The sequence below is a fragment of the Limnothrix sp. PR1529 genome (assembly GCF_002742025.1).
Lineage (GTDB): Bacteria > Cyanobacteriota > Cyanobacteriia > CACIAM-69d > CACIAM-69d > CACIAM-69d.
Map to the genome: position 1 here is coordinate 26,074 of NZ_LIRO01000124.1, position 21,632 is coordinate 47,705.

The following is a 21,632-nucleotide window of genomic DNA, read 5'->3' on the forward strand; positions in this document are numbered from 1 at the left end:
GCTAAACAGTGTGGAAGCTTACGAGAAGGGAGACGCTTCAATTACAAGAGCGAAAAAGCAATCACAACGCAAGTGCAAGCTGAACGAGTGGACTACTGGCAGCGAATTTTGAAGGTGGAAGCTGGAAAGCTTGCGTTTATTGACGAAAGTGGTTTTTGGGTTGGGATGAATTGCTCTGTTGCTAGAGCTAGAAAAAGGAATGAAGGCTTATAAAATGCAGAAGCCCTATTACGGTAAAAAGATGACCGTTATTCGTGCGATCAGGCGATCAGGAGTTGTCACAATTAAAGGCTTGAAAGGCTCGATGAAAAAGGAAAATTTTCTAGAGTTTATCAAAGTAGACTTGGTATCGTAGCTACAAGCAAAACGAATTAGCAACTCTAAATCGGTGGCTTGTTCTGCGGCTAGCTGACTCATGAGGAGGATGCTTAGGATCGGAAAGAGTTAATGAACTGATCGCGAATGGCCACCCCTAAAACCAGCAGCCGACCAGCATTCCGGCCAGGAGCACAAAGCCGATCGTCACGTTTTCCGCAAACATTTTGCCGTAGGCCGCGCGGGACAGTTGCCGATCGCTCAGGCGCAGATATTGCTGAACCCAGAGACCGATCGCCCCGAATAGGGTGAGCCAAAAACCAATGTTTAGCTCCAGGGCCAAAGCCGTGTAGGCCAACAGCAGGGCCGTACCCGCATAGAACGCCCCGATCGCCTGGGGAGCCAAATCGCCAAAGAAGAGGGCGCTGGAGTGGATGCCCAACCGGCGATCGTCCTCCCGATCGGCCAGGGCATAAACCGTATCAAAGCCCAGCGTCCAGAGCACCACCGCGCCCCACAGTAACCAGGCCGGCAAGTCCAAACTGGGCGGGTCGATCGCCGCGCTCCAAGGAATCAGCACCGCAAACCCCCAGGCGATCGCCAGCACCAATTGCGGAACTGGAAACACCCGCTTGGCCGCAGGATAGAGCGCAATCACCGGCACAGCCGCCACAGAAAGCAGCATGCTCAAGCCATTCAAAAAGGGCAACAGCCCGGCCGCACAAAGGGCCGCCACCAGCATCACCCCCACGCCCACTTTCACCGAGAGCGATCGGGCGGCCAGGGGCCGTTGTTTGGTGCGTTCCACCTTGGGGTCAATGTTGCGATCCCACAGGTCATTCACCACGCAACCGGCGGCACTGGTGGTGATTGTGCCCACCACCACCAGCAGCACCAGCAGGGGATGGGGCCGGCCGTCACTGGCCAACACCAAGGCCCACAGGGCCGGAATCAGCAGAATCAGCCGCCCCGCCGGTTTGTCCCAGCGCAGCAACCGCACGATCGCCTGCCCTGTTTGCTGAAGGTTGCCCATGGGTGAATGTGGGGATGGGTGCGTTTAGGCAATTTCGATCGAGTAGTTTTCGATGGTGGGGTTGGCCAACAGGCGATCGCACATTTCATCCACTTGGCTGCGGGCCGCTTCTGGATCCGTCGCCGCCACGGTCAGCTCAATGTATTTGCCAATGCGGACAGAATCCACCCCTTCATAGCCCAACTGCTTCAGGCCGGACTGCACCGCCACACCGGCCGGATCGAGCACAGAGGGACGCAGGGTAACGTGGATTTTGGCGCGATATTGCTGGGTACTCACGGGGCTAGAAACCTCTGGGATGGCGACGATCGAGTTGGGGGAACCAAGGGTGATGCTAACTTTTGGGTTGGGATTGAGCAACCACGGCAATCCAACGATCAAGACACTATCTTAAAGCGAGGGGGGCCGGTTCCAGCAGCCAGGCTGCGGGAGTTCCCTCGGGAGCCAGATTCCGCCAGGAACCGGCTGAAAAACCTGATTGAATAGGAAAAGAACCACCCCGATCGAGCCAGCATTCTTCGGGGTCTGAGATCGCCATGAAACGACCCCTGACCCGAAACCAAGAGCGTGTTTTGCAGGTGCTGCAAACCATTGAAGGCGAAATTTCTGCCCAAGCGCTCTACATCAAACTGCGCGATGTGGGGCAAGGCATGGGGCTGGCCACGGTTTATCGGGCCCTGGAAACCCTGAAGCTGAACGGGGCGGTGCAGGTGCGAATGCTGGCCAGCGGTGAATCGCTCTACAGTTTTATCAAGAAAGATCGCCACCACTTGAACTGTATCCAATGTGGGCGATCGCAACCGATTCATGAATGTCCCGTGCAGGATTTGACCCAGCGCTTGAGCATGGAGCACCGGTTTCGGGTGTTTTATCACACGTTGGAGTTTTACGGCCTGTGCGATCGCTGTAGTGCGCGGGATGAGGGAACGGGCGATCGGGGTCATGGCGATCGCACCAATCACCAAAAGAATCACCCAGAAGGTCACCCAGAAAGTCACCCAGAACCAAACTTGCCCAAGGTGGATTGTGCTTGCCATCCCACTTCCTTGGCAGACTCATCTAGCTCGGTGCAACTCAGTTCTTTGGGCGATCGCTTCGATCTGGGGGCCGGCTCAGCGGGAGGTTGAGCGGATCCCGAAAAAGGGCTTTTACTTTTGGGCACAGTCGGAATTAGTTCGATGCGTTTTGGGCCAGAAAAGCCGTCAGCTCTCCAGCGTTGGGTAGGGCAGATTGGGCCCCCGATCGGGTGGTTGTGAGTGCGCCCGCCGCCGCTGCTCGTCGCACGGCCACCGAGAGGGGTTGTCCCGCCACCAACGCCGCTGCCAGTGCTCCATTAAACCCATCACCCGCCGCCACAGAGTCGATCGCCCTGACCGGGAAGGCCGGTTGCCAAAAACAATCCGTCGGCCCAGCCACCCAAGCCCCTTGCTCGCCCAGGGTCACAATGGCCCCCTTGGCTCCCAACTCCTGGAGCCTGGTGGCCGCGCGGGCCGCATCCTCGGGGGTTTGCACCGGGAAGCCCACCAGTTGGGCCGCTTCCGTGGCGTTGGGAGTGATCCAATCGATCGCGGCCCAAAGTTCCGGGGGGAGGTGCTCGGGAGCCGGGGCCGGATCCAAAAGAACGATCGCCCCGGCCGCTTGACCCGCTTGGGCCGCAGCCACCACGGCCGCCAAGGGTACTTCCAGTTGCAATAACAGGGCGATCGGGCGCGGCGCACTGCCCAAGGAGCGCTGGAGGCGATCAACCTCAGCACCGCCCACGGCCTGGTTAGCCCCGGGCAGCACGATGATTTGGTTTTGGCCCAGGCCATCCACCGCAATCCAGGCCTGGCCCGTGGGAGCCAAGGAGTCGATCGCCACCCGGCTGACATCAACGCCGCTGGTTTGCAGATCTTGCAACAGGATTTCCCCGATCGCGTCTTCACCCACGCGGCCAATCAGAGCCGTGGCCGCTCCCAACTTGGCCGCCGCAACGGCCTGATTCGCCCCTTTGCCGCCGCTGGCCTCCCCGATCGCCCCAGCCAAGACTGTTTCTCCCGGTTGTGGCAACTTGGCCACCGCCACCGTGCGATCGGCATTAATGCTGCCCAAAACCCAAACCTGTGCCATAGTCTGCCCCCCGATCAATAACAGGGAACTCCCGTGGGCGAATTCCCCAGATTTGGGGCCAGTTTACGGCTGGACTCGGGTTCCATACACATCCAACTCCACCGGCCCCGCCACGGCTCCAATGCCCGTTGCTGTCCAAGCCGCTTGCATGGCTTCACCCACGGCCGCCGCCTTGTCTCGGTGGGCCAAGGCCAGCAGGGTTGGCCCCGCTCCGCTAATCACCAACTCATAGGCTCCCGCCTCGATCGCCGCCTGCCGTACCGCCTCAAAGCCGGGAATTAGGGTCATGCGATAGGGTTGGTGAATCCGATCCTGCATGGCAGTGGTCAGCCAATCGCCCCGCCCTTCGTTGATGCCCCGCAACAAGAGACCTAAGTGAGCCGCATTGAAAATGGCATCGGCCCGGGAATAGCTGGGGGGCAACACGCTGCGAGCCGCTTCGGTGGATAGCTCAAAGTTGGGAACTGCGATCACCGGTTGAATCGAGGAATGCCAAGGCACTTCGCATTGGGTCCAAATCCCTTCGCGATCGGCCGCCAAACGACAGCCCCCCAACAGGGCCGGCACGATGTTATCGGGATGGCCTTCCGTTTCGATCGCCAGGGCCAACACCTGGGCTGGCGACAGCGCCCCCCCTAACAAATAGTTTGCTCCGGCAATGCCCGCCGCGATCGCCGTGGCCGAGCTGCCCAATCCCCGGGCCAAGGGCACACCCAAGCCAATCTCAATCCGCACCGGGTAAGGCGTTTCCTGCGCCAGTTCAAACACCTTGGCGTAGGAGCGATAAACCAGGTTGGTTTCATCCCGCGAGACGCGATCCGCCTCCGTGCCGGTGGGAATAATTTCTAAGCCCGACTCAATTCGGGTGAAGCGAAATTCGTTGTACAACGCCAACGAAGCCCCCAAACAGTCGAAGCCGGGGCCCAAGTTGGCGGTGGTGGCAGGAACAGTGACGGTAACGGCGTTCAAGGAGGTCATGGCTAAAGAATGGCAATCGGCGGGCGGCGATCGCGGCTGCGGTCGATCGCGCCCAGAGCCACTACACTTTACAGCCGGTTTAGCCACAGGGCCCGCAGCCCCGCCGCTGTGGCCCCTTGGTAGTCATCCTCCAAGCTGTCGCCAATGTGCCAAGCGGCCGCCGGTTCACAGCCATGCTGGGCCAGGGCCGCAACAAACACGGTGCGATCGGGCTTGGCGGCTCCCACCTCCGTCGAGAGGGTGAAACTCTTGAAATAGCGCGTCAAATCCAACGCATCCAACACGCGATAAAGCCGCGTATCAAAATTGGAGAGAATTCCCAGCTCAATGCCCAACCGCTGCCAATTAGCCAAGGTGTCATGCACTTCTGGATAAACATACCAAGGGGCCGCCGTGGCAAAGCGATCGTAAAGCGCTGCGAAATAGACCGCGAAATCCGGAATTTCGGAAAATAATCCCGCTTGCGTAAACGTTTGTTCTGCCAGACTTTCCCACCATTGATATTCCAGGTGGGGTAATTGATCGCGATCAACCCCTGGAAAAACACAAGGATCCGCCGCCTTAAAGCAATCATAAAAGGCTTGATTTAAGGCTTGATCATCGAGTTGCAACCCAAAGAGTTGATTTGCCATTTGGGAATATTGCTGACCCACACTTTCCGCCACGCCAAATAGCGTGCCCACGGCATCGAGAAAAATCACTTGAGGATAGTTTTTTTGATTCATGAGCTGCACGACATCTTGAATGAATTCTCAGTCTAAGTTGTTCGATTGAGTATTGTTTGATTGGGGATTATTTGATTGGGCGCTGCTCGATTGAATACTGCTCGATCGCGCCGCTGGCACAAAAACCTTCAGTTGGGCCGGCAGCACTCGAAATTCAGCGGGCGTGGTGGTCGATAGTTCTCCATCGGTGTTGATGGACTTGGGGCGACTGGTGATGATTTTTAAGGATGTGGCCTCGATCGTCCGCACATTCACGCAATCATTGAGGCGACCGGCGTGCATTGCAGGCAAAAGCGGCAACATTTGCCACCAATGGGCAATTTCCAGGCTGTATAAATCGAGCCGTTGATCATCAATGGAAGCATCCCAAGCCACGCTTAAACCGCCACCGTAATAGCGACCATTACCCACCGCAATTTGCACCGTTTTGACCGTCAGTAGTTCACCATTCACTTCAATTTTTGCGGTAAAAGGACGCGATTTCCAAAGGGCTTGGATGGCAGCAATCGCGTAGGCAAATACACCCCAACGCTTTTTGATTTCGCCGCTCAATTGGCGAGTGATGCTGACACTTAACCCCAGGCTGGCCACATTGAAAAAATAGCGATCGTTCACTTGCCCCACATCGATCGCCTTGGTTACCCCTTGGGCCACCACTGCGCAGGCCTGTTTCAAGTCCGCCGGAATTGCCAACGTGCGTGCCAGGTCGTTGGCGGTTCCCAGGGGCAAAATGCCGAGGGGCAACCGGGTTTCGATCAAGGCTGGCAGGGCCGCATTCAGGGTTCCGTCACCGCCGCCAATAATCACACAATCGATCCGGCTGGCATATTGCCGAATCAGATCGCGAAAATCGCTCGATCGCTTGGTGCTGCGAAAAATTAGCTCGAACCCCATTTCATCCAAAATGGCGATCGCCCGGCCGAGCAGTTGCCGCCCTCGGCGCGATTTGGAATTCACTAGCAGCAAGGCCCGCTGAGGAGCAACGGAGTCCATAATGCACCCGCGATCTAAAAAGGAAAACGGTTTCTAACGGTTTCTATTGTGCCATTGCCGCCCCCACTGTTTGGGCTGGGCGATCGCGATGGGGCATTTTTTGTGAAGCAAGGGCCGCTAAACTCCTAGGCTAAAACTGGAGAATCGATCGATTCACATCCCTTGCGCGATCACGCCCAGCAACTCCATGGAACCTAACCCGATTACGGCCAGCCATGTGCCCGCTCAGCGTGGCCAAACCATCTATCCATCACCCTATGACGCGGTGGTTAAGGGTCGATTAAAGCGAAAATTGGGCGATTACTTTCAATTGTCAAACTTTGGGGTGAATTTAACCGAACTTGCGCCTGGTTCCGCGTCGGCTCTTGCCCATTGTCACTCTAAACAAGATGAATTTATTTTTGTTTTGGCGGGAACGCTCACCCTCATTGTGGGCGATCGGGAATTTGAGTTGCATTCCGGCGATTGCTATGGCTTCAAGGCGGGAACTGGCATTGCTCATCAACTGATCAATCGATCGCCTGAAGATGCGGTTTATTTGGAAGTGGGCGATCGCACGGCGGGCGATGAAGTGACCTATCCGAACGATGATTTAAAGGTTTGTCAACAAGTAGATGGCTCTTGGGCTATCTATCATCGAGATGGTCAACCCTATTGAGATCCCCTAAAATTCCAGGCGATCGACTCAATGAGGAAAACCCCAATGCTGACTCAATCCCAGGCCCAGGAATTTGCGCAAGAGTGGGTGGCGGCTTGGAATAGCCACGACCTCGATCGCATTTTGAGCCACTACGAGGAAGATGTGGTGTTGATTTCCCCGATCGCGGCTCGGCTCTTGGGTGACCCGACGGGAAGGGTGCAAGGAAAAGCTGCCCTTCGTCGCTATTTCCAAAAGGGGTTGGAAGTCTATCCCAATCTCAAGTTTGAGCTGTTGGATGTGATGTGGGGTATTGAAAGTTTGGTGCTTTACTACATCAATCAACAGGGCACGCAGTCGGGTGAGTTGATGAAACTCAGCAGCACGGGCAAGGTCTCCCAGGTGATCGCTCATTACAACAATTGAATCACGCAAATCGCCAACCATCCTGGTAGGGGCGCACGGCGGTGCGCCCTCGATTCGCTTGATAGTTAAATGCATGATTCGTGATGAAAATGACTGGCTAAAATGTCATACGTGGTATGAGGTAAATGGTCATTTATCCTTGATTCGTTTGATGGTTGAATATGTCATTTATGGTGAAAATGACTGGTTAAATCGTCACATGTAGCATAGGGCGCACAGCGGTGCGCCCCTACTGGGGGTGAATGATAAAAATTTGATCATTGCAAGTTTTAATTGGTTGCAATTAAGCAGCTTAATGAATTGATTTTGATGAATTAACTCGTATCAATTGACTGGTTTAATTTGCTGGAATGTGGCGGCTTGACCGTAGGGTTGACCTGCTTCATCGACTAGGTTCCAAATCAGACCATCGAGGATCCGAAATCGACGACCCGTTTTGGAAATTCGCACCCCTTGATAGTTGCTGATATAGCCCTGATCGGCTGCTTCTGCTAACATTTTGGCTCGCTCTTCTTGGGCGATCGGCTCGGCGCTTAACCGAGAGGGCAACTGCACAAACTCATCCCAACTCAGCTCCCACAACTTGATCGCCCGTTGGTTGGCATAGTTAAAAATCGGGTCGGCTTCCGTGCCGTGGGACACCACCACAAAAGGTGCGTGAAAAATTCGGCTCGATCGCTCGATCGGGTCGAGATCCGCCGGTAAATCCCCCAGCGATCGCCCCACCACCTGCTGGAAACTGGCCCAGAGGCGATCGACATGGCGCACCACCGCCGGATCCTGCCAAATTTCGATCACCCGATCGCTCACGAGGCGGCTCCCAGGCTGGATTGGCAGTGGGGGCAGGTGTCGAGGTCGCGATCAACCGGCCGGCCACAGGCGCGGCACATCTGATATGTCCCCGGTTGCAAGCCATGTTGCAGCGCCACTCGCTCATCAAACACAAAGCATTCGCCCTGCCAGGCACTTTCCGCCGGGTCAACGGTGGCTAAGTAATTGAGAATGCCGCCTTCTAGTTGATAAACCTGCTCGAACCCTTGGGCCAACAGGTAGGCCGAAGCCTTCTCGCAGCGGATGCCGCCCGTGCAGAACATGGCCACCTTGCGATCTCGCTGGGGATCCAGCAGCCGTTCTACCGCATTGGGAAATTCCGTGAAGGTCTGGGTTTCCGGGTCGATCGCCCCCTGAAACGAACCGATCGCCACTTCAAACTGGTTGCGCGTGTCGATCAGCTTCACTTCCGGATCGGCAATCAGCGCGTTCCAATCGGTCGGAGCCACGCGGGTTCCCGTCCGCTCCGTGGGGGCCACCGGTTGGTTGAAGGTGACAATTTCCCGCTTCAGTTTGATTTTTAGCCGCTGGAAGGGCATGGCTGGGGCGATCGACTCGCGCGCGCTCAAATCCGTGAGGGCCGGGTGTGATCGCAGGGCCACCAACATCTGATCGATCGCCTCCCGAGTGCCTGCGATCGTGCCGTTAATTCCCTCTTGGGCCAGCAGCAACGTGCCACGAATCCCCAAGGCTCCGGCGCGATCGAGCCACCGCGATCGCCAATCGGCCCAATCATCCACCGCCACAAACTGATAGAGCGCGGCCACCACCACCGTCATCTTCTCTCTCCGTCAGGAATCCAGACTCTAGGAATCCAAAATTAAGGTCACTGGGCCATCGTTGTCGATTTGGACTTGCATCATTGCGCCAAACCGGCCGATTTCCACGCGCAGTCCACTGGCCCGTAGCAATTCCACAAAGCGATCGTACAGGGCCTCGGCCCGATCGGGCGCGGCGGAGCGATCGAAACTGGGTCGCCGCCCCTTGCGCCCATCGCCATAGAGCGTGAATTGACTGATCACCAGCAGTTCGCCGCCAATCTCAGTGACCGACAAATCAAACCGAGGATGAGCCGCCGCCGGATCGGGAAACAGCCGCAAATCCAGACATTTACGCGCCATCCACTGCAACTCCGCTTCCGTATCGGTCGCGGCGATCGCCACCAACAGGTTCAACCCTCGGCCAATTTGCCCGACAGTTTCCCCCCCGATCGCCACACGAGAAGCCGTCACCCGCTGAATTACGACCCGCATGAATCAACTATCCCATTGATATCGCTGAATTTCAGCCCTTTGACTGCAGCCCTTGATTCATATTCCTCATCCATTCCTGATCGATAAGAAGCAGATCAATTGGATATGAGTGAACGTGAAAATAAACATGAATTAGATTTTGAACTATTCCGATCTAACTCAAATCCAGCAAGTCGAAGAAGGACTCGTCTAGGTCGTAGCCCAGCATTTGCGCCATGCCCTGAAGCCGCGATCGCGTGCCAATTCCTTGGGTTTTCAGCCAGTTGGCTAATACAAAAATCTTGCCCATCACGAATAGTTCCAAGGCTTCGGGATTGAACTGAATCCCGTCGGTGGGATGGAATTGGTGAGGAACCAGCATGGCCGCATAGCGACCGAGTTCGCCTGCTTTCCAGTCCAAAACAAAGGGCAACCAAGGATAAACCGCGTCTGCCCGCAGAAACCAAAGCCGCACTTCGGGAATTTCCGACAGCTCGCGGGGGTCGGTGGGGTCGCGGGGCAGGTCAATGGTGAGTTGCACTTGTTGTTCGGCGGCGGCAATGCCACTGGCCAAGAGCGGCTCGATCGCCCGTTGGATGGGGCTGAGGTCTAGGGTTTGGAGATGATCCGCTGCGATCGAAATGGTGATTGTCATGCCATTTTGCTCCCGGTGCAAATTCTGAGGGCTAAATCACAGCAGGTGGCGCGGGGTTGGGGCCCGATCATGGTGCAATTTGCCTTTCGTTAGTGTCGCGCGGGGGTGGGCCCTTTTGGCAAACCGGAGCCACAGGACTGCTAATCGTTGGCCCAATGGCAGCTAATAGCCCATGGGATTGGGGGGCGAACTCGCGTCAGTGCAGGATCGAGAACCCGTGAGCACCCCCTGAATTTGAGCGCTCCTTAAGTTTGAGCCTTAAATTTGAGCCTTGAATTTGAGTATTTCTTTGGGCCTCTTTCGGAGCCTCTCTTTGAGCGCCGCTTGGCGCGACAATTGGCGAGCGATTTGGGTTGGGGCGATCGCGCTCCCCACAAGCGGTCAAAGTTTTGATACGCTTTGTTTAGAAAATTGGTAAATCTTGGCCATTTTTGTGCTGTCTTAGTGATCATCAACGATACCTATGGGGATGGGGCCCAAAACCCAGTCACCATCAGTGATCGACAGCGTTTCACCGGCAAATTCCCTCGGCAAAACTCTTCGGTGAGTCTTCTGAAAATGAAAGCTTTCGATGAGTTGCCCCGGTGAGCTTTTCGCGGTGAAAATTCCTGATGTCCAAGGTTTATCGCCGCTTCATTGCTCCATTTGTTTGGCTCCAATTGGGAGACACCATCCATGCCCTTTAAGTCTTTTGCCCCGGCTTCGAGTCAGCCGCGTGCCCTGTCGCAGCGTTGGGTGCGTCGCGGTTTGGCAGCCTTGGCCGCGCTGAGTTGCAGTCTGGCAGTTGTGCCGGCAGTGGTGGCGCAGGAGTTGCCTGGATTCACGCTCTTTGGTGGCCCCCGTCGCGAAAGTCAACTGAGCTTCCGGCTCGATCGGGGTCGTGAAAGCTCCTGGGATCGCTACCGGTTGCGGATTCCGGCTCAGAACCTGGCGATCGCCCAAATCGCGATCGACTATCCCGACTATTACAAGGGACGTTTCGACACCGATCGCATTGATGTGCGGTACAAGAACGGTGGCGAGAAGGTTGAGCTAGATCGGGTGGTTTGGAATCCGGAAAACTACACGATCGAGATTTATCCTAAGGAACCGATTCCCTCGGGTAAGCAGCTTGAGGTGGTGCTCAGCAATGTGCGCAACCCGGATATGGGCGGGATGTATTACTTCAACTGCCGGATTTTGACCCCCGGTGACACGCCCTTGCTGCGCTATATCGGTACCTGGCTGATTCAAATTACCTAACGTTCAGCTCCGGTATGGTTCTGGGGAGTCGATCGCCCCGCCCTTGCCAGCCATTTTGAATCCGAAGCGGGCGCGAGTCTGTTTCGGATTTCGCTTTCTGGCTCCCCTGATGTCTTGATGTTTTGATGTCTTGATGTCGATATGGGCTGGCATTCAGTTCGCAAGGGGCTTGTGCTCAGAACCCCTAGAAACCCGGAAGCCAAGAAACCTAGAACACCTGAAGCCTCTGGATCACCTGGATCGCCTGGCAGCTCTGGAAAATCTGGAACATTTGGAACCAAACAACCGCAATGGAATTTAGCGTTATGGGACTTGGGGCCAATCATCAACAGAACCCACTGAAACGCCTGAAACAGCGCCTGACAAAACGCCTGACAAAACGCCTGAAACAGCCCCTGGGTTTAATATTTTTTGGCGGGCAAACGCAACCATCGCCACGGCCTCAACTGCAATCGTCACCATGGCAACCGCCGTCATGGCAACGGGCGATCGGGGCGATCGGGCTGGCGGTGCTGCTCTGGGCGATCGCCCTGGTGGGCCCAATTGCCCCCGCTGTTGCCCTGGTGGATGACAGCGCCACGGCCCAGCGCCCGGCGGAGGTGGCGGCTCCCCGCAGCAACAGTTTTGTGACGGCGGCTGTGAACCGGGTGGGTGCGGCCGTGGTACGCATTGACACGGAACGCACCGTGACCCGACGAGTTGACCCGTTTTTTAACGATCCGTTGTTTGAGCGCTTCTTTGGGGATGAGTTTTTTCGGCAAATGCCCCGAGAACAGCGCCAACGGATTGCGGGGCAAGGCTCCGGCTTCATTATTGAAAGTGATGGTCTGCTGTTGACCAATGCCCATGTGGTGAATCGGGCTGATCGCGTGACCGTGACCCTCAAGGATGGGCGGGAGTTTGATGGGCGCGTGCTGGGGGCCGATGAGGTCACCGATTTGGCGGTGGTGGAAATCAGCCCCGGCAATGAACGGTTGCCGGTGGCTCCCCTGGGCGATTCGGATTTGGTGCAAGTGGGCGATTGGGCGATCGCGGTGGGGAACCCGTTGGGGCTGGACAACACGGTCACCCTGGGCATTGTCAGCACCCTGAAGCGATCGAGCGTGCAGGTGGGCATTCCCGACAAGCGCCTAGACTTCATCCAAACCGACGCGGCCATCAACCCCGGAAACTCCGGCGGCCCGCTGCTGAACGATCGGGGCGAGGTGATTGGCATCAACACCGCCATCCGTGCCGACGCGATGGGGATTGGGTTCGCGATTCCCATCAACAAGGTGAAGAGCATTTTGCCCTTGCTGTCGAAGGGTCAGGCCGTGCCCCATCCGTTCCTGGGCATTCAGATGCGCACCTTGACTCCCGACTTGGCCCGCAAAAACAACAGCGACCCCAACGCCGCCATCATGCTGCCGGAAGTGTCGGGGGTGTTGGTGGTGAATGTGATTCCCGATTCGCCTGCGGCCCGGGGTGGCCTGCGGCGGGGTGATGTGATTGTGCAAATTGATGGCACGGGGGTCACCAGTGCGGAACAGTTGCAAGGACTGGTGGAACGCAGCCGCGTGGGTCAAGCCCTGGCCATGACTGTGCGACGGGGCGATCGGGGTGGCAATCAACAGCTCTCGGTGCGCACTGGACAAATGCAGGATTTTGCGGACGATCGCTAGGATTCAACCCCGATCGTCGCCATCCACCTTCTGCGCCAATGGTGCGCCAATAGTGCGTCAATGGTGTGCCCATGGTGCGCTAATTGATTGCTCGTTCCAATTCAAGAAAACCAGCGCCAGGGGTCGATCGATCCCTGGCTTTTTGTCAACGCCGATTTTTGATGAGCTGGCAGGCAATTGAACATCGCGTCAGTCTTCAGCAATTAGCACTAAAAAGCTGAGAGTGCTAACAGATTGCAGCCCATAAAACGACATTTTTGTATCAATTGAGTCTTTTATAACTTGAGATTTTTACAAGGTTGTTGCATTTGCCAATAAATTTCTAAAATCATTGCCAAGCTCGAAAAATTTGCGCTAATACATAAAGTCAAGAATCAATTCATAGCCCCCATTCACAGCTCAGAACGAATCAGAACGAATCCCTTTTCATTCAATTTCATGACCTTCACCGCCTGCAATCACCTTCTCAGCCCTTGAGACATGCGCTCGGAGAAGATTGCGCCTCTATTTTTCAGAAATGCCCTTTGAAATTTGTGGGAGTTTGCCATGGATTACACATTTGAAATTGTGGGTGTGTCTCCAGTGCTGCACTTTTTTCATGAGCAACAACAGTTAATTGAGCGATCGCCCGCTCCCCCTGTGGAATATATCGGTAGTTTTCAATGCACGCTGGATGCCACCTTGGAATCGATCGAACCGGTGCTTTGGCGGCATGATTGGTCTTGGAACGATATTTCCGCCACGGTGGTGGATTTTTGGATGCAAAATGCTGAAGCGATCGCCTTTTGGAAACATCGCCTTGCGGACGCGGGCCAGGGCAGTTTAATGGTGTCGCGGTTGGGCAATGCGGATGGGTTGCGCCAGGAATTTGAGGCGCTGCTGAGTTAAGCCAACTGGAGCCGAATTAAATTGAATTAGCTCAAAGCCGAATTAGAGTCTGTCGCCATTTTCTAGGATCAGGCGGAACCGATTGATTTTCCATGTCCCAGTCGTCGTAACAAGGGGCTTAAGCCCCTTGTCCCCCACGATTTGCCAACGGTGGAATCAGAGTTTCAGGTGATTTGACGACATGCCCTAAGCCAAAGCCGGTCAGCTTGCGCCCAGGTTCCAATGCCGCCTCGGGGCCTTGGCTAGCCCCAGGCCTAAAGCCGAAAACCTGGTGGCAGTTGGGCCCCGCTCAACTTAGCCCCGTTCAGTTCCGCTAGGGTCAAATCTGCGCCGGTTAAGTCCGCATTGGTCAGGTCAGCGTTCCTGAGATTGGCATAAAACAACACGGCGCGATCGAGCTTGGCCCCACTCAAAAATGCTTGGAATAGATTGGCATTGGTCAAATCAGCCCCGGAAAGGGTTGCACCAATTAGATTTGTCGCCTGAAACTTGGCCTCAAACAACCGGGCCCCCGACAGGTCAACCCCCTCCAAATTCGCCCCCGTGAAGTCAGCCCCCGACCAATCCGTATTTGCCAACTTCGCCTTTGATAAATTCACCCCCACCAACCGCGCTCCAATGAAGCTGTTGCCCGACAGGTCGGCTTCGCTGAGGTCGCAACCGCTGCACTCGTTGGTGCGTCGTAATCGCAGCAGATCATTTTCCGAGAAGGCTCGCACCGGCAGGGCCGGGCTACTCAACCAAGCGCCCACAAGAGCAATGCCGATCGCGCGGTGAACCTTCAACATGGGGGTGCAAAAAATGGGGCAGGGAAAAAATGGAACCAGAATTGCAGACAGGAGACAAGGCCAAACAGCCCCAACAAACCGGGATGCCATCCCTACGATTATTGTAGGAGTTCAGTCCCGGAATCAATCAGGGGGCCCAGGTGCGCATCATTGGACTCACAGGCGGCATTGCCACGGGCAAAACCACAGTGTCAGACTATTTGGCAGAACGCTATGGATTGCCGGTGTTGGATGCGGATCAGTTGGCGCGATCGGCCGTGGAACCGGGGTCACCCCTTTTGCCAGCGATCGCCCAGCGGTTTGGTGCTGATGTGATTGGTGCTGATGGCTCGCTCGATCGACCCCGTTTAGGCGAAATTGTGTTTCAGCAGCCGGCCGAGCGCCAATGGTTAGAAGCCCAAATTCACCCGATCGTGCGGGCCCATTTGTTGGCTGGAATTGCGGCTCATCAAGGGCGATCGAACAGCATTGTCTTAGCCATTCCCCTCCTATTTGAAGCCCAAATGACCGATTTAGTCACGGAAATTTGGGTGGTTAGTTGTGAGCCAGCCCAGCAATTGCACCGGTTAATGGCCCGAAATCATTTGACGGTTGATCAGGCCCAAGCTCGCATCAACAGCCAATGGCCACTGGCACAAAAAATGGCGCGGGCCGACGTGGTTTTGCACAACCAGGGAACTTTACCGGAGCTATTTCAGCAAGTGGATCACGCCTGGGAAAGTTGTTAAAAAGTTTCAGGTTTCAAGATTCAAAGTTCAAGATTCAAGCTTCAAGTTCTAAGCTTCAAGTTGGATCGTTAGGAAGTTCTAGAGATTTCATGTATAGTCCTGTGATTGCCACCGTTGATTCTCCGCGTCCTTTTGCCGAAGCCCTTGGCACTTGTCTAACGAAGCGCACCATTCGTGTGTTGCAAATCAACCTTGGCAAACGCTGTAACCTGGCTTGCACCCATTGCCATGTGGAAGCGGGGCCAAAACGCACTGAAGCCATTAGCCCGGAAGTCTGTGAGCAGTTAGTTGCCATCATTCAGCAATTTCCACAGATTCAAACGGTGGATTTAACGGGCGGCGCACCAGAAATGCACGACGGCTTTCGGGCTTTGGTGCAAGCGGCGGCCGCTGCCAAAAAGGAAGTGATTGTTCGGTCAAATTTAACCATTTTCTTTGAGGATGGGTTTGAAGATTTGCCGGACTTTTTCCAAAACTATCATGTGCGAGTCGTGGCTTCGTTGCCTTGTTATTTGTCAGAAAATGTCGATCGACAACGGGGACGCGGTGTTTTCGATCGCTCCATTGCCGCCCTCAAACTCCTAAATCAGCGGGGCTATGGGCGAGATCCAAAACTGCAAATCGACTTGGTTTATAACCCACCAGTTCCCACGGGGGCTAATTTTTCACTGCCACCGGCCCAAGCGGGTTTGGAAGTGGCCTATCGTCAGCGTTTAAAAGCTGATCACAACATTGATTTCAATCATTTACTGACCATCACCAATCTCCCGATCGGGCGGACTAAATTAGCCCTGCAAGCTCGCCAACTGGAAGCCGATTATTGTCAGTTTTTGGCTCAAAATTTCAATGCCGACACCGTGGCAGGGTTGATGTGTCGTGATCAGCTATCGGTGGACTATCGAGGCTATCTTTACGATTGCGACTTTAACCAAATGGAGGAGATCCCAGCCCGATCGCCCGATGGTAAAATGCTGACCCTGGCGGATCTGTTGGCAGCCGGTTCCCTGGATTTAATCCAAACGGTTCAGACCGATCGCCACTGCTACGGATGCACGGCCGGTGCTGGTTCCAGTTGTGGCGGCGCGTTGCTTTAAGCAGCTCCCGTTGATTTCGATCGGTTGAGTTCATCCATTCAATTCAGTTCAATCCAGTCAACTGACAACCCTGACCTCGCTAACTAAGCACAGCCGATCGTAGGGTGGGCAATGCCCACCAAATCGTTGCCTCATGGCATCTGCAATATGGTGTGCCAATTATTTTCAGTAAAGGCTGTAGTGCATTAGCGGCTGGTTAATGCTTGTGATTGCGTTGGTCTATTGAATTGAATTCATTTGACTGATCGAGTCAATTCAGTGATTGGCAATTCATCCCTTTCCTCTCCCTTTTCCATGGACATTCAATTTCGCGAGTTTGACCCCTTTAATGTTTGGATTTGGCTGGAGCTGGACACCGTTCCAGGGCGCATGGAGCAGCAATACATTGAAGAGGTTTTTGATTCCTGGTTTTTCTTAGGGAAATTGGGTGGATTCAATGCCGAAAATGCGCAGGTTCAAGAGGTGGGATTGGACTTGAGCTATATGGAATATGACAGTGAAGTACTGGATCAATCGATGATGGCCCTGATGCACAACATGGGCGAAGTGGAGTTTGAAGGAACCCGCGCCCGTTGTTGGTTTGACTTGGGAACCAGTGATGCGATCGCTCTGGATGTGTTGATTAATGCTTTTGCTCAACTGAGTCGAGAATTTTTGGAAATTCGCCGTATTAGCATCGGTGGTGAAGATGAAGATTGGCCGATTGATGAAAGCAAACGCCAATCCAGTTCGGATTTCAATTAATGCAGCTAATTCAGCTAATCCAGCAGCAAGCACTTAATCATTGCCAGTCAATGGGCCACGAACCACTAAAATTGTGCCTTGAAATTGCTGGGCGATCGTGGCCGGCAAGTTGCCATGAATGACCTGTTTGAGTAGGCTTTCTCGGCTGGCTCCTAATACAATCACTTGGCTATCTAGGCTTTCGGCCAAGTGCAAAATGGTTTCAGCCACCTGATCCGCACAGAGAGCCAGCGCCGTGACTGAAGTGGGGCTGGTTTTGGTGAGGCGAGCGGTGGCCTGATCCAAAAGATCGGTCGTCCAGGGTTGCGCCGCCGATTCGCTGAAGTCTGGTTCCTCGCTGGTGGCCACCTTGGGCACGACTTGGCAGAGGGTGACGGCGGCCGATCGGGTCAGGCCCAACAGCGGCGGCAACAGGTTCAGGGCCCGCTCCACATTGGGCCCACCACTAATTGGCACTAACCAGCGATCGAGACTGAGCATGGCTTGCACCGCCTCTTGCTGACGAATTCGCGGCCGTTTGAACAGGTCTTCTCCCCATTTCACCAACATGATTTCGCAGGGGGCATCGTTTAACAGTCGGGCGATCGAGTCGCCAAAAACCGGCAACCCTGGCCGGGCGATCGCCCCTTGCCAACCCATAATCACCAAGTCGATTCGCCGCCGTTGAATCACTTCCAAAATGGCCTCGGCCGGATCCCGGGCCAAGCAAATTTGGCTATGGATGGAGATGCGCCATTGACGACCGGCACGGGTTGCCCGTTCAAACAGTTTGCGCATGGGGGCCACTAGCGCCGGATCGATCGAGGTTTCCGCCGGGGACTGACCCACAGGAACCAACATCACATGCAAGCATTCCACCTCCGCCTGTCGATCGCGCGCAATGGCCAGCGCCAACCGCAACAGCCCCAAGGCCGCCGCTGGATTGGCGATCGGCACCAAAATTCGCGATCTCCCCGTGTTCGGCCCCCGGGTTTTATAGATGGCATAGGCGGGCCGGCGCGGCTGCTGGGGATTAATTTCTCCCCCCAATCGTTTGGACTCAACGCGCAACAGATCGCTGCGCGTGACAATGCCCACCAGCCTTTGCCCTTCCAAAACGGGCAGTCGTCCCAGTTTGTAGCGACTGAGCAAAAAGCGAATATCCGACAGCCGATCGTCAATTTGCACCGCGATCGGCTGGGGAGTCATGGCCGCCGTCACCCGATCGGTGGCGGCCAAATCCTCGGCATCCAAATCCGTGATGTCCGATTGGGTCAAAATGCCCACCAAATTTCCCCGATCGTCTACCACCGGAAAACCGCGATGGTGCGAATCGGCAAACCGCTGGCGAGCCGTTTCCAGGGTTTGGCTGGCCCGCAGGGTTTCCACCGGATGATTCATCACATCCTTGGCCGTTAAATCCGCCAGCAAATCCACATCGGGAATCGGTTCCGACTCCAACCCCTTGAGGGCCAGCAGTCGATCGTATAAAGAGCCAGAATCCAGGCGATCGGCCACCAAATAGGCCACGGTGGAACCAATGGTAAGCGGCAACACCAGGTTAAAATCCGCCGCCATTTCAAACACAATCGCGATCGCCGTGATTGGCACTCGCGACACCGCCGCAAAAAATGCCCCCATCCCGGCCAGAGCGTAGGTGGCGATCGAGTGGGCCCCCACCAAGGCCCCCACCACACTGCCCAAGGCGGCCCCCAAAATCAGCGAAGGGCCAAACAAGCCCCCCGGCGCACCGGAACCAAAGGCCACCAAAGTCAACAGGAAATGGGCCCCAAAGGCGATCGCCGCGCCCTGCCAAGCCGTCCCCCCCAGCACCAAATCTTCCCGCAGCCAGCTATAGTTCCAAAACGCCGCTGGCAACATCGCCATACCCAGGCCCGTAATTCCACCAGCTAGGGCCATCCGCTCCGGCAATCCCCATTGCAACCGGCGATAGAGACCCAAACTGGCAATCACCCCCCGATTGAAATTGGCTCCCAACCAACCGGCCAACAAACCCAACAACAGGTAGGCCGGAATATCCCGCGCCGTAAATTCCGTGGCCACCCGCGATAGGTTCAAGCTCACGGGCAAAATATCACCGCCCAAGGACTGCGCCACCACCGCTCCCACAAAGGCCGCCAACAGAGCCGGCCCCAGGGTCAAACCTGACACATCATGCAGCAGCTCTTCCACCGCAAACAGCACACCCGCGATCGGGGCATTAAACCCAGCCGCCAAACCAGCCGCGGCCCCGGCAGCAATTGTTTGGCGACGATAGGCCGGCGAAGTGGGAATCCAACGACTGAGTTGGGCCGCGATAGAAGCGCCCACATGCACCGTGGGCCCCTGGCGACCCAGGGTTAATCCAGACCCCAAGGTGAGCGTGGTGGCCAATAATTTGACCCAAACAGCCCGCCAATCCAACAGGATCGGCCCAAAGGCCAGCTTGGCCTTGACCTGTGGAATGCCGCTGCCCCCAGCGTCCGGCGAAAAGCGCTGCACCAACCAACCAGCCAGCCAACAACCCACCACCCCCACCGCCGCCAACGCCAGGGCCGGCACGGGGCTACGGGTGGCGATCGCGATCCGCTGGGTTCCCACCCAAGCCGCCCCCCACTTCATCAACACGGCCGCCAACCCGGCAATTAGCCCGATCGTGCAAGACTCCAGCAGGGCCAAGGTCTTGGGACGCATGAATGGGCGTACCCACCGCAGGGGATGCCATTGCTCGCTAAAGGGGTTGTAGCGGTGATACCAGTCGTTTGCCACAAACGCGCTTCCTGAAAACGATCACGCAGCATGATCGCGCCGAACGATCCGATCAGTCAGGAGGCGAGTGCCAATGGCCTCACTGCCAACCGACAATCGTTATAAGGGTTATTTAAGTCCTACTCGATTGCTATTTCGCCCGATTGAATTTCAATGGGGATGTTTTTGAATCTTACCGATCAATCGGACAGATTTAGAGAATTGTGGACAAAATCTTGCTACCAAGTCCCTTTTTTTACGGGGTTTCTTCTCCCGAGCAGGCTTGGGCGGCCGGCAGGATACGCGGCAAAGATGGCTGAGCAAATGATTCCAAATTTCCAGACTCCAGAGGAAGCAACCCAGTTCGTAATCCCAAGGCGATCGCAGCAGTTTCTACCCGATCGGGCCCCATCACTTGGATAAAGTGCAAAACATCCGCCACCTGGGCAATGAGCTGGTTTACATCAATTCCACTGTAGTGATCGTCATATTTATTTAAGCGGCTCAGCCCTTCACCCAACAAAATTGCAGCCCCACGCCAATTCAAATTACTGAGGTGATGGAGCGCCACTGCTACTTGCAAAACCCCTTGATAAAACGTGCGCTCCGGCTCATTCGCCACCACCCATAATGCCTCGATCGTGTCGTGGCAAGCATAAAACTCCCCACGATTAAATTCCTCAATTCCTTGCCAAAACGGAGTGTTGGGTTGTGATTCCTCAATCATGGCGCTGGGTAATGGGTCAGGGATGAAAAGGCGCGATCGATCCACAGGGCGATCGTCATCGTCTCAGGATCGTTTTAGAGCTAATTCGTAAAAAAAGCCCAAAACACCGATGGAGGGCTGAATGCAATTTTAGCTAATCGGCGGGAAGCCCCGCGCTCTCCCGAAGGGGAATGTCGGGATGAGAGCTGCGCTTGCTGAGTGGGGGGCGATGACCTCGAAGCCAGCAATAGTCTACGCCTGTCTGTTATGACGGAAACGTACAAGTTGTCTGTCGGTGATCAGGTCGCACGGGAGCATGAAAACCTTGTCTCTGGCTTTTTAGAGCGGGGAGTGTCAATGCCAAGCTCACTCGTGAGGCCTAATCCCAGGGAAATGCAGTTGCCAGGCGGTTGAGGTGGCGTTCCCGCCGAAGCGATCTAGATTGGAGGCGCTGGTTTGGGAAAAACACCATGGGCGATCGAGGGCGGCTGGGACTGCTGGTGGTGCTGGTGGGCTGGGGGCTGGGGATGGCGATCGAACCGGCGATCGCCCAAGATTACCGATCATCCCAAGGGTTGTTGAATTTTGCCGATTGGTGTCGGCAGCGCGATCGACTGGATCCGGCGGCGCGGCACACGGTGGGAGCCTTGTTGCGGGTAGCCAAGACCGAGAATTGTGAACAGGCTTGGCGCAATTTGGCGGCCCTGCCCGTGTTGGATTTGTCCAACCAAAACATTCAGGATTTGCAACCGATCGCCGCCTTCAATCATTGGCGGGCCCTGTCGCTGCCGGGGAACCAAATTCGGGATTTGCGACCCTTGGCGGGGATGTCGTCCTTGCGCCAATTGATTTTGGGGTTCAATCAGGTGCAGGATCTCTCGCCCCTGCAAGACCTGGATCAGCTGGAAATGCTGGATTTGACCCGTAATCAGATCACGGCACTGCCCCAGCAGCCGGGATTGGCCCGGTTGCGATCGCTGATTTTGTTGGGTAACCCCCTGCGGCAACATACCTGCCCGTTTCGGCCGATTACGGTTTGTCTGTTTGATGATCCGGGGGCTCCATTGACGGCGCGGGCCCAGGCGGCGATCGACCAGGGCAATTGGCCCGAGGCGATCGC

Annotated in this window: 22 protein-coding genes and 1 pseudogene; 10 read left to right on the forward strand and 13 right to left on the reverse strand. The window is 55.6% G+C overall.

Annotation, left to right across the window (positions count from 1 at the left end):
- Positions 1 to 472 precede the first annotated feature (472 nt).
- Positions 473 to 1,348, reverse strand: coding sequence for a 4-hydroxybenzoate solanesyltransferase (locus tag AMR42_RS17200; RefSeq protein WP_099534876.1), 876 nt, complete (start codon positions 1,346 to 1,348; stop codon positions 473 to 475).
- Between the two features lie 24 nt (positions 1,349 to 1,372).
- Positions 1,373 to 1,627 carry a phosphoribosylformylglycinamidine synthase subunit PurS gene (gene purS / locus AMR42_RS17205; protein ID WP_099534877.1) on the reverse strand — a complete coding sequence of 85 codons (255 nt, stop codon included), beginning with the start codon at positions 1,625 to 1,627 and terminating at the stop codon, positions 1,373 to 1,375.
- A 257-nt stretch (positions 1,628 to 1,884) separates the two neighbouring features.
- Here purS and AMR42_RS21285 point away from each other — a divergent pair.
- Positions 1,885 to 2,256, forward strand: a pseudogene (locus AMR42_RS21285) (Fur family transcriptional regulator); the annotation flags it as partial.
- A gap of 262 nt (positions 2,257 to 2,518) precedes the next feature.
- Here the strand turns inward: AMR42_RS21285 and AMR42_RS17215 are convergent.
- The 4 genes from AMR42_RS17215 to AMR42_RS17230 all read right to left on the reverse strand — a co-directional run bounded on the left by AMR42_RS17215 (position 2,519) and on the right by AMR42_RS17230 (position 6,153).
- Positions 2,519 to 3,457 (reverse strand): ribokinase, encoded by a 939-nt coding sequence (locus AMR42_RS17215; RefSeq protein WP_099534879.1) that lies wholly within the window; start codon positions 3,455 to 3,457, stop codon positions 2,519 to 2,521.
- Between the two features lie 63 nt (positions 3,458 to 3,520).
- Positions 3,521 to 4,435 (reverse strand): homoserine kinase, encoded by a 915-nt coding sequence (gene thrB / locus AMR42_RS17220; protein WP_099534880.1) that lies wholly within the window; start codon positions 4,433 to 4,435, stop codon positions 3,521 to 3,523.
- Positions 4,436 to 4,503: 68 nt separating this feature from the next.
- Positions 4,504 to 5,160, reverse strand: a complete 657-nt coding sequence (locus tag AMR42_RS17225; protein WP_099534900.1) for an HAD-IA family hydrolase — start codon at positions 5,158 to 5,160, stop codon at positions 4,504 to 4,506.
- Positions 5,161 to 5,187: 27 nt separating this feature from the next.
- Positions 5,188 to 6,153, reverse strand: coding sequence for a lipid kinase (locus AMR42_RS17230; protein ID WP_099534881.1), 966 nt, complete (start codon positions 6,151 to 6,153; stop codon positions 5,188 to 5,190).
- A 187-nt stretch (positions 6,154 to 6,340) separates the two neighbouring features.
- On the opposite strand from AMR42_RS17230, the gene AMR42_RS17235 reads away from it, so the two are divergent.
- Entirely contained in the window at positions 6,341 to 6,811 is a 471-nt protein-coding gene (locus AMR42_RS17235; protein ID WP_099534882.1) for a cupin domain-containing protein, read from the forward strand.
- 45 nt (positions 6,812 to 6,856) lie between these two features.
- Positions 6,857 to 7,216 (forward strand): nuclear transport factor 2 family protein, encoded by a 360-nt coding sequence (locus AMR42_RS17240; RefSeq protein WP_099534883.1) that lies wholly within the window; start codon positions 6,857 to 6,859, stop codon positions 7,214 to 7,216.
- Positions 7,217 to 7,540: 324 nt separating this feature from the next.
- On the opposite strand, the gene AMR42_RS17245 is transcribed toward AMR42_RS17240, so the two are convergent.
- From AMR42_RS17245 to AMR42_RS17260, 4 genes are all read right to left on the reverse strand, one after another.
- Positions 7,541 to 8,026 carry an MEKHLA domain-containing protein gene (locus AMR42_RS17245; RefSeq protein WP_234407072.1) on the reverse strand — a complete coding sequence of 162 codons (486 nt, stop codon included), beginning with the start codon at positions 8,024 to 8,026 and terminating at the stop codon, positions 7,541 to 7,543.
- On the reverse strand, positions 8,023 to 8,826 hold the full coding sequence (locus AMR42_RS17250; protein ID WP_099534884.1) for a rhodanese-related sulfurtransferase: 804 nt from the start codon (positions 8,824 to 8,826) through the stop codon (positions 8,023 to 8,025). The genes AMR42_RS17245 and AMR42_RS17250 overlap by 4 nt, the downstream gene beginning before the upstream one ends.
- Positions 8,827 to 8,853: 27 nt before the next feature.
- Complete coding sequence (gene dtd, locus AMR42_RS17255) at positions 8,854 to 9,300, reverse strand: D-aminoacyl-tRNA deacylase (protein WP_099534885.1); 447 nt, start codon at positions 9,298 to 9,300, stop codon at positions 8,854 to 8,856.
- Positions 9,301 to 9,454: 154 nt separating this feature from the next.
- A complete protein-coding gene (locus AMR42_RS17260) occupies positions 9,455 to 9,934 on the reverse strand; it encodes a CRR6 family NdhI maturation factor (RefSeq protein WP_099534886.1) in 480 nt (159 codons plus the stop codon).
- Positions 9,935 to 10,609: 675 nt separating this feature from the next.
- Here AMR42_RS17260 and AMR42_RS17265 point away from each other — a divergent pair.
- The 3 genes from AMR42_RS17265 (at position 10,610) to AMR42_RS17275 (ending at position 13,725) form a co-directional block, all read left to right on the forward strand.
- Positions 10,610 to 11,176 (forward strand): DUF2808 domain-containing protein, encoded by a 567-nt coding sequence (locus AMR42_RS17265; protein ID WP_099534887.1) that lies wholly within the window; start codon positions 10,610 to 10,612, stop codon positions 11,174 to 11,176.
- Between the two features lie 290 nt (positions 11,177 to 11,466).
- The gene (locus AMR42_RS17270; protein ID WP_234407073.1) at positions 11,467 to 12,837 is read left to right on the forward strand and encodes an HhoA/HhoB/HtrA family serine endopeptidase; all 1,371 of its coding nucleotides are present in this window, start codon (positions 11,467 to 11,469) and stop codon (positions 12,835 to 12,837) included.
- A gap of 546 nt (positions 12,838 to 13,383) precedes the next feature.
- Complete coding sequence (locus AMR42_RS17275) at positions 13,384 to 13,725, forward strand: hypothetical protein (RefSeq protein WP_099534888.1); 342 nt, start codon at positions 13,384 to 13,386, stop codon at positions 13,723 to 13,725.
- Between the two features lie 254 nt (positions 13,726 to 13,979).
- On the opposite strand, the gene AMR42_RS17280 is transcribed toward AMR42_RS17275, so the two are convergent.
- Positions 13,980 to 14,513, reverse strand: a complete 534-nt coding sequence (locus tag AMR42_RS17280; RefSeq protein ID WP_158234528.1) for a pentapeptide repeat-containing protein — start codon at positions 14,511 to 14,513, stop codon at positions 13,980 to 13,982.
- Between the two features lie 140 nt (positions 14,514 to 14,653).
- On the opposite strand from AMR42_RS17280, the gene coaE reads away from it, so the two are divergent.
- The 3 genes from coaE (at position 14,654) to AMR42_RS17295 (ending at position 17,079) form a co-directional block, all read left to right on the forward strand.
- Complete coding sequence (gene coaE, locus AMR42_RS17285) at positions 14,654 to 15,241, forward strand: dephospho-CoA kinase (protein ID WP_099534890.1); 588 nt, start codon at positions 14,654 to 14,656, stop codon at positions 15,239 to 15,241.
- Positions 15,242 to 15,330: 89 nt separating this feature from the next.
- Entirely contained in the window at positions 15,331 to 16,335 is a 1,005-nt protein-coding gene (gene arsS / locus AMR42_RS17290) for an arsenosugar biosynthesis radical SAM (seleno)protein ArsS (protein WP_099534891.1), read from the forward strand.
- 294 nt (positions 16,336 to 16,629) lie between these two features.
- Positions 16,630 to 17,079 carry a DUF3531 family protein gene (locus tag AMR42_RS17295; protein WP_099534892.1) on the forward strand — a complete coding sequence of 150 codons (450 nt, stop codon included), beginning with the start codon at positions 16,630 to 16,632 and terminating at the stop codon, positions 17,077 to 17,079.
- A gap of 33 nt (positions 17,080 to 17,112) precedes the next feature.
- Here AMR42_RS17295 and AMR42_RS17300 read toward each other — a convergent pair whose 3' ends face one another.
- On the reverse strand, positions 17,113 to 19,827 hold the full coding sequence (locus AMR42_RS17300; protein WP_234407074.1) for a chloride channel protein: 2,715 nt from the start codon (positions 19,825 to 19,827) through the stop codon (positions 17,113 to 17,115).
- A 235-nt stretch (positions 19,828 to 20,062) separates the two neighbouring features.
- Positions 20,063 to 20,533 carry a DUF309 domain-containing protein gene (locus tag AMR42_RS17305; protein WP_099534894.1) on the reverse strand — a complete coding sequence of 157 codons (471 nt, stop codon included), beginning with the start codon at positions 20,531 to 20,533 and terminating at the stop codon, positions 20,063 to 20,065.
- A 449-nt stretch (positions 20,534 to 20,982) separates the two neighbouring features.
- Here AMR42_RS17305 and AMR42_RS20700 point away from each other — a divergent pair.
- Positions 20,983 to 21,632: leucine-rich repeat domain-containing protein (locus AMR42_RS20700; RefSeq protein WP_304441475.1), on the forward strand; the 650-nt coding region annotated here is incomplete at its 3' end.